The organism is Natronogracilivirga saccharolytica, assembly GCF_017921895.1.
In the GTDB taxonomy this organism is placed as follows: domain Bacteria; phylum Bacteroidota; class Rhodothermia; order Balneolales; family Natronogracilivirgulaceae; genus Natronogracilivirga; species Natronogracilivirga saccharolytica.
In genome coordinates, this window is the sequence record NZ_JAFIDN010000004.1 from 210,006 (window position 1) to 223,899 (window position 13,894).

10 protein-coding genes are annotated in these 13,894 nt (G+C 47.2%); 2 read left to right on the top strand and 8 right to left on the bottom strand.

Going from position 1 to position 13,894, the window contains the following annotated elements:
* Positions 1 to 24: 24 nt before the first annotated feature.
* Together NATSA_RS07280 and NATSA_RS07285 are read right to left on the bottom strand one after the other, a co-directional pair.
* Positions 25 to 2,406, bottom strand: coding sequence for a M1 aminopeptidase family protein (locus tag NATSA_RS07280; RefSeq protein ID WP_210511353.1), 2,382 nt, complete (start codon positions 2,404 to 2,406; stop codon positions 25 to 27).
* Positions 2,403 to 3,179, bottom strand: a complete 777-nt coding sequence (locus NATSA_RS07285; protein WP_210511354.1) for an inositol monophosphatase family protein — start codon at positions 3,177 to 3,179, stop codon at positions 2,403 to 2,405. The genes NATSA_RS07280 and NATSA_RS07285 overlap by 4 nt, the downstream gene beginning before the upstream one ends.
* 237 nt (positions 3,180 to 3,416) lie before the next feature.
* On the opposite strand from NATSA_RS07285, the gene NATSA_RS07290 reads away from it, so the two are divergent.
* A complete protein-coding gene (locus NATSA_RS07290) occupies positions 3,417 to 5,636 on the top strand; it encodes a Tex family protein (protein ID WP_210511355.1) in 2,220 nt (739 codons plus the stop codon).
* Here the strand turns inward: NATSA_RS07290 and NATSA_RS07295 are convergent.
* The 6 genes from NATSA_RS07295 to lysA form a co-directional block, all read right to left on the bottom strand.
* On the bottom strand, positions 5,614 to 6,312 hold the full coding sequence (locus NATSA_RS07295; RefSeq protein WP_210511356.1) for a TrmH family RNA methyltransferase: 699 nt from the start codon (positions 6,310 to 6,312) through the stop codon (positions 5,614 to 5,616). The genes NATSA_RS07290 and NATSA_RS07295 overlap by 23 nt on opposite strands.
* 20 nt (positions 6,313 to 6,332) lie before the next feature.
* Positions 6,333 to 7,019, bottom strand: coding sequence for a response regulator transcription factor (locus NATSA_RS07300; protein ID WP_210511357.1), 687 nt, complete (start codon positions 7,017 to 7,019; stop codon positions 6,333 to 6,335).
* A 138-nt stretch (positions 7,020 to 7,157) separates the two neighbouring features.
* The gene (locus NATSA_RS07305) at positions 7,158 to 7,766 is read right to left on the bottom strand and encodes an alpha/beta hydrolase (RefSeq protein WP_210511358.1); all 609 of its coding nucleotides are present in this window, start codon (positions 7,764 to 7,766) and stop codon (positions 7,158 to 7,160) included.
* A gap of 5 nt (positions 7,767 to 7,771) precedes the next feature.
* Positions 7,772 to 8,998, bottom strand: a complete 1,227-nt coding sequence (locus NATSA_RS07310) for an MFS transporter (RefSeq protein ID WP_210511359.1) — start codon at positions 8,996 to 8,998, stop codon at positions 7,772 to 7,774.
* A gap of 31 nt (positions 8,999 to 9,029) precedes the next feature.
* Positions 9,030 to 10,061, bottom strand: a complete 1,032-nt coding sequence (locus NATSA_RS07315; RefSeq protein ID WP_210511360.1) for a threonine aldolase family protein — start codon at positions 10,059 to 10,061, stop codon at positions 9,030 to 9,032.
* 77 nt (positions 10,062 to 10,138) lie between these two features.
* Positions 10,139 to 11,389: a diaminopimelate decarboxylase gene (lysA, locus tag NATSA_RS07320; protein ID WP_210511361.1), complete on the bottom strand. Its 1,251-nt coding sequence runs from the start codon at positions 11,387 to 11,389 to the stop codon at positions 10,139 to 10,141.
* 80 nt (positions 11,390 to 11,469) lie between these two features.
* Between lysA and NATSA_RS07325 the strand changes: the two genes are divergently transcribed.
* The gene (locus NATSA_RS07325) at positions 11,470 to 13,878 is read left to right on the top strand and encodes a penicillin acylase family protein (RefSeq protein ID WP_210511362.1); all 2,409 of its coding nucleotides are present in this window, start codon (positions 11,470 to 11,472) and stop codon (positions 13,876 to 13,878) included.
* Positions 13,879 to 13,894: the final 16 nt, after the last annotated feature.

Genomic DNA, 13,894 nt, shown 5'->3' on the forward strand with positions numbered 1-13,894 from the left:
GATTTCACAAGATGAGGGTGTGTGCTATTCTGATTTGTAATAATCCCTGAGTGTTTTCAATATACGAATATCGTACTCACTCAACATTCTTGATTCATAAAAAGGTCCCCTTTCCTCCGGATTTAGTTCAGAACTGGAAAAAATCGAAAGAAAACGGATACGCGGATCCGGGTCATCCTGAAAGTTTTCCAGAAAGTCACGCTGCCATTCCGCATCCGGAGCTTTATTCCGCAGCAACCGGTAAGTTGTCCATCTGATTTCAAAAGGATAGTTATTGTCCAGATAATCCCGTACAAACTCAACTGACTCTTCCCTGACAGGCAGTTCATACAGCTCTTCCAGCAAGGTTTTTGTGAAGAGCAGATCGTCCCGGTCCTCCCTGAGGAATTGATGGGCAAACTCCCGGAACTGATCTTCATCAAGAAGATGTCTGTAGGTGGTAATCGCTTCATTCACCAGCGGGATATCATCAGACCCCTGAATAATGGAAAATACTCTGTCTTTGACATTGCTGCGGCCCGGGTAGGCGGCCAGTGCCCGCATGGAAATCATCCTCGTTTCTGCATGATCACTTTCAATACCATCAAGAAAGGTGTTTTCCGTTCCGCTTGCGCCGCTTGTCAGTTCTGCCAGCAATGCATGCAAAGCCGCTCCCACATCGGGGTGGTCTTCACTGCGTTTAATATCCCGGATGGCGAGCTGCAGATCCGGATCATCAGAGTAATCGATCAAAGCATATGCGGCTTTACTCCGGTCTTCGGATTGTTCAGCCCGACGCAGTTGATATAGCCAGAACTCAAACGGCTTTTCAACATCAAATCGAAAATTATCCATATCCCTGATCATTACGTTCTGCACAGCCTGATCCATCGATACGTTTACGGTATCTCCCCCGGGGTTTACACTGAACTCCTTGTCATGGATCTGTCCGTCAGCTATCAGCCTGACATCCAGCAGCAACTCACTGTCAGCCGGTTCAGAGTGCGGCTCAATTTTTAATGTCACATCAGGGGAGGCACCCTGCTGACTGATATGCACATGGTACCGGATTTTCCTGTGTGAAAGGCGGGCAGCCATTTCCAGTACATCCGGGGCCGTAACCCATCGGCCCGAGATATCATAGACATAACTTGAAAAGCCATATGCAGACAAGGCTTTGTCAGACAGGTCTGTCTGGCGGATCATCTTTGCGAGTACTTCATTCAAAACCGGATCCGACTGTTCTTTTATATAATCACGCGATGCCTGCCATGTGTTCATACTATGTTTGTCATAGACTGTTTCCGGGATGCTGAATGCAGAACCAAGTGCATCTTTTTCCCTGATCCAGCGATTTTTTTCCGTTTCTTCCGCAACCAGTGCCTGTAATAGCGGAATGAAGTCTGAAGTATCCCATTTTTCCGCTCTGAGTGATATTCCAAACCACTGTGCCGCAATAGATCTCGATATCTGCAGTGAGAATTGTTCCATCGTTTCTTCAGAGGACAGACCACCTGAATTTCCGGGTGATACAAAGCCCATCCCGGCTGCGTAGGGGCGATATTCCCATCTGCTGTCCTTCGTGATTACGGTATGGAATGCCGGAATCGGAAGGCCTCTTCTGACAAATCGCTCAAGCTGCCTGGTTTCCTGAGCCATATAATCCAGGATGTCCCGGCTCTTATCACTGTCAAGCAAATCTTCTTCAACATACAATCTCAGATTATTTGTACCCGAAAAGGTTTCATGCAGTTCAAACACACCAACAGCAAAGCCCAGCTCTGAAACGGGCATAGGATCGTCGGATTCAAATATGAAATAGTTGGTCCCATCTTCACTGCCTTCCTGTCCGGGATCACCTGTTGCTGCTCCGGTCATTTCTTCCGGCGTATTTAATCTGAGCGTGAACGGCAGACTCACTCCGGGAAATACGGGCCCGGGTAACCAGTGTGACACACTACCGGGCAACCTGGAAGAAAAAATAGTTCCGCTTTCAAGTAAATGAACACCAAAAGCCGGATCCGTTCTGTAGGTAAGTGTTATGTCCTTGGTCTCTCCGGTGGTCAGATACTCGTCAAAAACGATTCTGATTGTGTCATCATCTTGAGAATACTCAGCCGATATGTCTCCGGCTGAGAAATCACTGATTTCAATACCGGGCGCAGCCCAGGTGATCTGATCAACAAAACCGTGTCTGGGTTCAACCGAGTATGTCACTTTTCCTTCTATGATCCTGCCCTCAAACCCGATGTCCAGACGGGCATCCAGATGTCTGTAATTGACTTCCAGTGATGGCTTGTCCGGATAATCCAGGGGACCGAAACCGGAAATATCGGTTTCATTGTTGCCAAATGCACTGTTCCATGCGAGACTGCTTCCCAGCATCACCGGCAGAATAAGGAAAATCTTCAGGAAGTGACTGCTCATTGGTTGCCCATTATTTTGAGTACATCGCCGGCCAGCAACTCATTGGAAGAAAAGCCGTGACCACTGTCTATTGACGCATTTCCCTCCACATCGAGAAAGACCCCGCCGGCTTCCTGCATAATTGTGATCAGGGGTGCCGCATCCCAAATATGAAGTACCGGATCAAACATGATATCGGCCCGGCCGGTTGCCACCATCATATGTCCGTAGGCATCCCCCCAGGTTCGGTGAAGCCGGCACTGGTCGAGCAACAGGTTGAATTGCTCATGCATATTTTCTGACCGTATGGTGGTAATATCCGTACTTAACAAAGTGGCCTCAGAGAGATTCTTAGTATCGGCAACCCTGCAATCTTTGCCATTGTATCGCGCGCCGAAACCTGCAGCCGCTTCACACAGCTCATCAGTAGCAGGTGCATAAATTACGCCTATTTCGGGTTCTCCGTCTATGGTAACGCCGATTAATGTCGTATATAAAGGAATTCCGTGTATGAAAGAAAGCGTGCCGTCAATCGGATCCAGAATCCACTGAACCGATTTGTTCTCTCCCTCATTGCCAAATTCCTCTCCCACAATTCCGTGATCGGGATACTTCTCCAGGATGCGTTCACGCATCCACTTTTCAGCATCCCTGTCAGCCTGGGTCACAGGGGAATCATCCTGCTTGCGGTCAACCTCCACACCCTTTTGAAAATGTGCCAGAGTGCGTTTTCCTGCCGAACGTGCCATATGAATGGCAAACTGCAAATATTCTTCTTTTCTGGAATAATTCATTGTAAATAGTCAGATCTGCTTATATTTTTGCGGTTCCGGAAATGACGGTTTCAATATCAGAAACTGGTGCAATTTGCATGCCATTTCTGTCGAAAAAGTCATCCGGCTTTTAAAACTGGATTGTATACGAATACAGCTGAACATGTAACGCAGGACACTTCGTAATGTTCTTTGGCCGATGGTGTCGGTAAAACTGCGATCGTCTGCATGCAGCTGGATTATAAAAATACTAAAAAGATGTCTACTGCAGGAATAATTTCTTCTATAGCAAAGAGCTTCAGTCTGTCTGAGAAACAGGTATCGGCGGTCGCCGGCCTCCTGGAAGAAGGAGCTACCATTCCGTTTATTGCCCGCTACCGCCAGGAGCGAACCGGCGGACTTGATGAGGAACAGCTCCGTTCCATACGGGATGAGCTTGAGTATGCGAAACTTCTGGATGAGCGGAAAAAAACGGTTCTGGAGTCCATCAGGCAGCAAGGGAAACTGGATGAAGAGCTTGAAAAGGAAATCCAGGCCTGCACATCTTTAAAGCAGCTGGAAGATCTGTACCTTCCATACAAGCCCAAACGACGAACCCGTGCTTCGGCAGCCCGGGAAAAAGGGCTGGAACCACTGGCCATACTGATCTGGGAGGAAGAAACAGAAACCGGCAATCCGGATGAAATCGCCAAAGATTTTGTTGGCGGATCTGATGACACCGAAGCAGATCAGAACAGTGCCGGGTCTGTTGAGGAAGCATTGCAGGGAGCCCGGGACATCTGTGCCGAATGGATTAATGAGGAAGTAGAAGTTCGAAACAGCATCCGATCACGAATCCAGAAGCACGGTATCATGAGTGCCAAGGCAACCGGTGAAAAAGACGACCGGGAAGTGTTTCGCGAGTATTATGATTTCAGTCTGAAAATCAAATTTCTCAAACCTCACCAGATCCTGGCTGTCAACCGCGGTGAACGGGAAGGAATTCTGTCCGCAGATATAGAAATTCCTGAAGATAAGGTGATCGATGATATTGAGAATTTCATAATTACTAACAGGAACTCCGTATTCACAGAACAGCTTGGCAGTGCTGTTCGTGACAGTTACCGCAGACTGCTTTTTCCGGCACTTGAACGCGAAGCGCGTAAAGAGTTAACCGAAAAAGCCGAAGAACATGCAATTCAGACTTTTGCCGAAAATCTGAAAAATCTGCTTCTTCAGGCTCCTCTGTCCTCACAGATGGTTATGGGCATAGATCCTGCCTACCGGACCGGTTGCAAAGTTGCCGTCATTGATCCAACCGGAAGGTACCTGGAAGGCACAACCATTTTTCCCACTCCTCCACTGAAAAAAATCCGCGAATCCAAGGAGACACTGAACCGCTTGATTGACCGTCATGGTATCACACTTATCGCCATCGGCAACGGTACCGGGTCCCGCGAAACAGAACTTGTAATTGCAGAACTCATTGGAGAACGGAAGGAAAAGAAACCGGATGAAGAGCTGCATTATCTTATCGTCAATGAAGCCGGGGCATCGGTTTATTCGGCCTCACCCCTTGCCAAGCAGGAGTTTCCTGATCTTGACGCCGCCATGAGGGGAAATATTTCCATTGCCCGCAGGGTTCAGGATCCCCTTGCAGAACTTGTGAAAATTGACCCGAAATCCATCGGGGTCGGTTTGTATCAGCACGATGTCAATCAGCCTAATCTTTCAAGAAAACTGGACGATGTTGTTGAAAGTTGTGTTAACCTGGTTGGCGTCAATGTCAATACGGCAAGTTCATCACTGCTGACATACGTCTCCGGACTGAGCAGCAGTATGGCTGAAAAAATTGTCACATACAGGAATGAGAACGGACCTTTTAAAGAACGAAATGAATTAAAGAAAGTGCCCGGAGTAGGCGCACTCCGTTTTCAGCAGGCTGCCGGTTTTCTACGCATACCGGACTCCCCTCAGCCTTTTGACAATACCGCTATCCATCCCGAGAGTTATGATGCCGCTGAGTCTGTGTGCAAAATGGTTGGCATTTCACCGGGGCAGATACGGGAAACAGCGCATCTGCTTCCCCTGAAGTTCCGCGATCTGGATCTGGATAAAACTGCAGAGAGTGCGGAAATAGGCAGGCCAACCCTGGAACTGATTATTGAAAATTTGCAGAAACCGGGCCGGGATCCGCGTGAGTCATTGCCCAAACCGCTGCTTAAGCAGGAGGTTCTGTCAATGAGCGACCTCAGAGAAGATCAGCAACTTGAGGGAACAGTCAGGAATGTGGTGGATTTCGGAGCATTTGTCGATATCGGCGTAAAAGAAGACGGGCTGCTGCATATTTCGAAAATGAGTGAAAGCAAACGGATTAAAAATCCGCATGATGTTGTCTCCGTAGGCGATATTATAACTGTGCGAATAATTTCTATAGATCCGGAACGTGGCCGCATCAGTCTCGGACTTGTGGATGTCAGCGATCAAGCATCTCTTTGAGTTTCCGTTCGAGTGCCGGCAGTTTGCGTATGGACTTACGAAGCCACTGAAGATATAAATCACTCTTTTCACTTTCGGTCAGTTGCCATGGGATATCCGTTTTTTCCAAATGCTGCCGAAGATGGTACAGGCATAAAGCAACACAAACCGAAATGTTGAAGCTCTCGCTGAAACCGTACATGGGCAGATGGAGCCACGCATCCGCATGGTCAACAGCGTCGGGGGTCAGACCCAGTTTTTCAGCACCGAAAACCAGTGCGGTTGGTTCAGCGGGGAAAAAATCTGGCAGTGACACCTGTTTTTTGTGCGGGGTGGTAGCCACAATACGGTATCCTTTTTCCCTCAGTTGCCGGTATGCTTCAAGTGTATTGTTAGTATCTGGTTTATTGTACCGGTGAACATCAAGCCACTTGTCAGACCCGATTGTTACTCCCTTGTCAATATCAAAAAAGTTCCTGTTTTCAATAACATGGACATCCTGGATGCCGAAACCATCACAGCTTCGTAAAACGGCGGAAGCATTTTGCGGCTGGTATATATCTTCAAGAACAACCGTAAAGAAGCGGGTTCGGTGCGCGAGCAGTTCCCGGAACAGTGTTTTCTTATGCTCACTTACATAATTTGAAAAAAAACTGGTTTCCAGTTCACGCCTGGATGCATCCGGCATTTCTGACATCACAATAATAGTTGCCGGGTTCAGGAATCAGAACCGCATTTCAACATAAAGCCTTTTTTCCGTACGGTCTGTATATAATTGACCGGCGTGATTTCTTCAATTTTCTTCCTGAGATAGCTGATGTACACATTCAGAAAATTGGTATTGGTATCAAAATTGATATCCCAGACATTGTTCGTGAGCTCATCCTTTTCAAGAATCCTGTTAGGGTTTTTCATGAAATAAGCCATGAGATTGAACTCATTATTCGTCAACAGCACCTTGACATCGCGCACGTAAAATTCGCGGTTTACCAGATCAATGCGCAGCTCACCGCATTCATAGACGTTGGTTGGCGCATCTCCTTTCTTAACCCTGCGGGTGATGGCGTCTATCCGCGCAAGAAGTTCTTTGTTGTCAAAAGGCTTTGTCAGATAATCATCTGCCCCGGTATTAAGACCGGTAATTTTGGTGTCTGTGTTCTGATACGCAGAAAGGATTAGGATTGGCGTCTTTATATCATTATCCCGCAATACTTTGCATACTTCAAGACCGTTTTTGTCCGGCAGCCCCAGATCCAGAACGATTATGTCAAAAGACTCTTCAAGTGCCGTCTTTTCACCGGTTTCTCCTCTTTCAGCTATTGCAACTTCGTGCCCCTCTTTTTCCAATACGTGCTTGACCAGAGTTCGAACAATTCGGTCATCTTCAATAACAAGTATTTTCATAGACTGTGATGATATGTTGAATATTGTATTGGCTTGACAGTGTAATTTACCTCATCCGAAGTATTTACTTACAACAAGTTAAGACCATTGAATATCTGACTAAAAAACAAAATATGCTTGATTTATCTGAATTTTTCATCAAGAGTCACCCTCGTTTTCACCAGCGAGCCACATACTTATGATCTTTTTGGTGTCATAGGAAATATCGGCATCCTTACCCGATAATCCTAACATTCTGATATGGCGATAACGTTCACTCTCATCACTTAACCATGAACGGTTTACCGATCCGCCAAACAGTATCAGCTCATTTACGTAGTGCGGGCGGGTGGAGCAGAAGTAGGATAATTGATTCCTGGAATCCTCCCATCCCGTCAGTACAAGACGCCGGGCATCAATGTGTGGAAGGACACCGTCAATCACTTCCTGAAGAAACTCTGAAACATATTCCCTTGCAGCTGTAATGGTTTGTTCATCCGAGTACCCGGGAATCCAGTGATATCCCCTGGTCTGGGCTGTGGATTGGATTTCCGGATATGGAGCCTGTATCAGCAGATGGTAGCCTTCCAGAGCAAGGAGAGGAGCAATTAATTTTTCAGTTTCCGGAAGATTGCTGCCATTGGCATGCAGATAAACAAATAACGGGCCGGTTTCTTCTTCTTGAACCCGAAAGAGCCTGTAGGGTACTTCAAGTGAAAAAGAAGCCTTTCCCGAGAGCAATAACTCAGTTGCCTTTTCTTTTGTCATAGATTTCAGGATAATGTTCTGTGGGCTTCCCGATAAATAAACATGGCACTCAAAACGGAAATTATCACCAGGATAACAGCTCCATGAATAATGGTACCAAATGAGATTCCAAGATCGAGAAGGTATCCGAATAAAATAGGACTTACAGCCGTACTTGTCACCATAAACATGGACATCATGCTGCGAATAGCACCGAGATTTGCTGTTCCGTATAATTCGGCATACAGGGAGGTCTTTACGTTGGCTCCGAATCCTTCCGTGGTTCCTGCAAGAAAGAGATAGGCAAATACAATCAATTCGTGACCAGAAAGTGACAAAATAACCAACCCGGTCAGAAAGGGTAACAAGAAAAAAGGAAATAACCGGGCAGCCTTGAACCGGTCCACGAGTATTCCGGAAATAAGAGAGAATGATGACCTTGCAATGGCAAATGCGACAAAACCAGCTGCAAGTGTTTCTATTTCCCAGCCCTTGTAAGCCGCCAGCTGGGTCTGGTACAAAAACAGCCCGGTAAGCAGAAATGGAGAAATGAGTACGCCGGGCAGAAAAATGAAGAACCGGTAATCACGGATGACTTTTGTCCGGCTCCATTTCTGACCCGGTTCCGCATTTAGGTTATCATCATTGTTATTTCCAGATTCACCGTACCCTGAGGGATCCTTGCTGATGGTTGCAAGAATTATCGCCGGAAGAACCAGTAAAATAAAAAATGCGGCACTCCCCCAGCCGGCTCTCCAGCCCAATACCGTAATAATAGTGGTTATGGTAATCGGCAGGAATGCCTCTCCCAGCGTAAAACCCAGATTGGCAAGGCTCAATGCTTTGCCTCTCATGGTCACAAAATATCGGGCCATAGCTGTTTGTGCCGTGTGCGTGCTCAGTCCCTGTCCGAACAAACGCATGCCAAATATTCCAAGCAGCAACATCCACACCCATTGCGACAAACTTATAATAAGAGCGGACAGCACAAGGCCTGCAGCGACAAAAAGTGCATATTTTTTCAGCGGAATCTGGTCAATTTTTCCGCCAATCCAGGCGAGTGTAAAAGCACTGCCCAATGTTGCAGCCGAATAAACAGTTCCAAAATAGGCATTGGTAATTCCGAATGTTTCCAGGAATCCCGGTACAAACAACGAAACCAGAAATGTTTGCCCGAAGCTTGAAAAAAAAGTAAAACTGAGTCCGAAAATTACCAGGCGTCTGTAGTGCCAGGCAAACTGAAATATATTCACTGCAAATAAACAGGTTAGTTACTTTTAGTATTCAGGAACCGGTGTAGTTTCTTGCCGTATTAATTGTCTTGTCCAGCTCCTTGTCACTTATGTGAAGATGGAATGTTGCACGAATAATTCCCGGACCAAATGGTATCATGGCGATGCCGTGTTGTGAAAACCAATTCAATGCATGGTCCGTGTCACCATTTCGAACCCTGAAGAGGAGAATATTGGTTTCCACATGGTCCGGATTCACGCTGAAAAAGGGTGATTCAGCGAGTGCTTCCGCCAGCAGGCGTGCCCGTCTGTGATCATCTGCCAGCCGGTCAATATGTTCGTCAAGAGCATGATCTGCGGCGGCTGCCAGCATACCGGCCTGGCGCATTCCGCCGCCGAGCAACTTGCGGTACCTTCTGGCATGTTTCATCAACTTGCTGCTCCCCAGAATCATGGATCCGACCGGAGCTCCCAGGCCTTTGCTGAAACAAACGGAAAGAGTATCACAGTACCTGCCATACTCTTTCAGGTCCAGCCCACAGGCAACAGCCGCATTCCATATTCGTGCACCATCCATATGAAGCGCCAGATCATTGCTGCGTGCCAGTTTATAAATCTCACGGATGGTTTCAACAGGATAGCAGGTTCCGCCTCCCATGTTGGCCGTATTTTCCAGGGCGATGACAGTTGTCCGGGGGTCCCAGTCATTTTTGCTTCTGATGGCTGATGCGACCTGCTCCGCATTGAGAATACCACGAGTACCGGGAAGAGGCCGAAGCTGAATTCCGGAAATCAATCCACCGGCAGCGCCTTCGGAATTGAAAATATGTGCGTTTTCATCGATGACAACTTCATCGGCAGGTTGGGTAAGCACTTTCAGTCCAATTTGATTGCCCATGGTGCCGCTTGGCACGAATACTCCCGCTTCCATTCCAAACAGAGCTGCGACCCGCTCTTCAAGTTTGTTTAAACCGGGATCTTCACCAAACACATCATCCCCTACCGGAGCCTTGTGCATGGCCTGCCACATGGCCCCGGTTGGTTTTGTTACGGTATCGCTGCGTAAATCAATAACTTGCTGCATTAAATCAGGTCAATACTTTATTAAGGATTATTAATATTGGAAATCTATTCAGGTTCTCAGGCGTCCGGCATATTTCGTTATGCATCAACAGGGTAACCGGTTTCCTTCAAAAAACGGTCTACCGTCTCATCCGCTGAGGAGCGTCTTCGGATCACCTTGTGAAAACCCTTTGTCGTTATCAGTATTTCTGCAGGCAATGCCCTCCGGTTATAATGGGATGCCATAGTCATGCCATATGCACCTGCATCGAGTATCGCCAGACAATCACCGGTGCGGGTTTCAGGCATAATTCGGTCCGTTCCAAGAATATCACCGCTTTCACAAATATTCCCGGCTACATTGTACTTTTCCTCTTTTGCTGTTTTGGCGGCACTTATGTTAACGATTTCATGCCAGGAATCGTAGAGTGCAGGACGCAGTAGATGATTAAAACCCGTATCCGTTCCGAGGAATTTTTTTCTGCCCTGGTCTTTTACCGTGTTGACCCTTGTTAAAAGTACTCCGGCAGGTCCGACAATCCACCGTCCCGGTTCAAATAAAAAGGATATTCCACCGCCGGATTCTTCCAGAAAAGTTTCAAGCCTCTCCTTTGCCAAAGAGGCGAATTGGTCCAAAGCAAACTCCTCTTCTCCTGAGCGGTAAGGAATGGGAAGACCTCCTCCAAAGTTTATGAACTTAAGGCTGTCAACACCTTTTGCAGCATGAAGAAGAATATCAATTTCATTCAGAAGGTTTTCCGGTTCGGTAATACCGCTGCCGATATGAGCATGAATACCGGTTATGGAAACATCATGCTGCCGGGCGAGGGCAACAGCTTCCGGAAGCAGGTCCATACGAATCCCGAATTTGCTGTCTTCGTTGCCGGTATCGACTTTTGCATGATGTCCGTCACTGATATCCGGTTTGATGCGTACACTGCAGCTTGAACCGGGATATTGCTCGCAATACGAACGCAGGCGTCCCAGAGAACCAAAATTGAGAACAACACCCTCACGGGCTGCACCGTGCATTTCTTCGTCGGTCATGTTGTTTTCAGTATAAAAAATGTTCTCAGCCGGCACTCCCAGTTTGCGGCATAAAAGAACCTCCTCATAACTGACCGTATCAAAGCCCAGCTGCTCCTCTGAAATGATCTCTAACAAAAAAGGGTTGTCGTTTGCTTTTACGGCATAGAGCCAGGAAACGGGCAATCCGGAAAAAAGATTGACCAGTTTGCGGCATCTGTCTCTGATCATATCTTCAACATAAACATATGTTGGAGTCCCCCATTTTTCAGCTATGGCCAGAAGCCTGTCAACATCAACCGAATCTATAACTTTCTTGCTCATTTATCAGACGGTTCTGATTCAGAATTTGTAATTTGTCCTACTTTTAAACAGAACCAAACTTACACATATTTTCCTGTTTCATGAAATCTGCGGTAAAGATTGCAATACTGATTCTGACAGCTGTGATTGTTGTATCCGCTTTGTCCCTTTACCTTACCTATTCTGCAACTGTACCATCTTTATCCCGCAGCATTTCGGTCAGCCATCTGAACTCGGAAGTCCGTGTCGACTGGAGTGATTTCAAGGTTCCTGTTATCCACGCTGCAGATACCCGTGATGCATATGTTGCAGCAGGATATATCCATGCCAGTGACCGGCTCTGGCAAATGACCCGTCAGCAATACAAACTTGAAGGACTCCACGCAAAAAAAGTAGACCCGGACTTGCTGTATCTTGACCGGTTTTATCTGACAATGGGTTTCGGCAAAATTGCCAGAGAGCGTTATGAGAACATGCCATCCGGGCAGAAGGCACTTCTGGAAGCTTATGCTGAAGGTGTAAACTCTTTTGTCAGTCAGAATCAGAATGATCTCCCACTGGCCTTTTCTCTCAGTGATGCCAGTCCGGTTACATGGAAACCATGGCATTCCATCGGAGTGCATTTACTCTGGGCCTGGAAGTATCATCAGTCATTCTGGACAAAGCCCGCTTTTCACATGCTGCACTATAGCGACAACCTTGATCTGACGGCACTTCTGACGGGTACCGATGCATCTTTCACGAACCTGTTCGGTGAAGAACCACCCGTTATTGACAGCATGGCGCAACATGCACTTGTTCAGGATTTGCTGAATCTGACGGAAGGTATTTCACCGGAAAGAACCTTGCAATCCGGTTCCGGCATGGCTTTTCATCACGCAGGCTCCCGACCGATTACAGGCCTGTTTACAACCGCTGAATCGCGGCTTGAATTGCCTGATCAGTACTATAAAATGGTCTATTACATTGCTGATCAAAAAATCGCGGGAATGACCCTGCCGGGTTTCCCCGTGATTTTGCATGGACAAAATGAGTATGCTTCCTGGAGTGTGCGTCCTGATGCTGTTGATGACGGCGACTTTTTTTCCGGTCAGCTGTTTACTGATCCGGTAGAAACAGATATTGACTGGCAAAGAGACCCGTCGTTGCCCGGCAAGCTTTCAGAACACCTTGAAATGGACCGGACTATTATTGAGTTAAAAGACCAGAACGAATACCATCTGGTCACATTTTCCTCTGGTGGCCGGCCGGTTATTGCGCTATCAGAGGAGAATAACCGGTATATGGCCTTTGAGTGGAGTGGCTTTACTGAAGTACCTGATTTTGGTTTCTATTACGGGCTGAACAGCGCATCTTCTGTTGACGAGCTGCACGATGCGGCAAGTGGCATACGTGTGCCGGCCGTCCAGATTCTGTATGCCACAACTGCCGGCGAAACCGGCAGAATGCACGCCGGGAACGTGATTACGGATTCAGAACCGCTCAGGGTCCGCAGTTCGCATGAGATGACAACACGGGAACATGCCAGCGCAATGACCACAGGAACGGCCCTACATCAAAACTCATCCGGGATGGTCTATTTCAAAGAAAATAAACCCTCATACCGGCTGACTGGTGATACCAAATCCCTGTATTCCCCCCCCGGGGACCGGGCGGATCGGCTTGTCTCGTTGACCGAACAGTCATCCCGGGATGATTTTGAGCGAAACCTGAGAGATCGCTGGCACACCGACACATATTCGGCATTTGCCGAAGACCTTATGCCCGCAATTTTATCCAGCCTCGGCTCCGAAGATCCGGACGCAGAGACCGAGCTCATTGTCCCCTATCTTGAAAACTGGAATTTTGAGTTTAATCACAATGAGACTGCGGCAACCATATTTGAATTGTTTTTATATCACTCCGCAGAGTTGCTATACCGGGAATATCTGAACGAAACCGGGCAAAAAATGCTGTTCCGGTCCCCCAATATCCCCGTTTCAGCTGTAACAAAAATAATAAAAACTCCTGAATTGTGGCCGGATGACCATCCTCACTCCTACAACAGCTGGATTCGGCAGGCCATGAACATGGCCATATCTTACCTTTCCGAAAACCATGGTGCCGAACCACATGACTGGCAATGGGGAAACGTCATCCGGCGAACATTCGAGCCTGCTCTTTACACTGCCACAACGAACCGCGTTCGTTCTGCGCGACTTGCTGAGAACAATCTTTTCAATCCCGGAATGACTCAGACCACCGGAGCATCGCATAGCCTGTTATCCTCCAGCATTAATTTCGCACCCCCTTTCACAGCAAATTCTGCTACAACAGCACTGCAGATAATATTACAAGAACCTGAAAATCATTATTATTCGATATTGAGCACGGGGCAGTCAGGTAATATATTTTCAGATTTCTATAAGGATCAGTTTCTGCTCTGGAAGGACAACAGAATCAAGCCTGAATCATTTGGAATCAATTACCAGGATGATCAGATCCGGCACCGGCAGCTATTGAAGCCGTAAACAAATACGCCGGAAA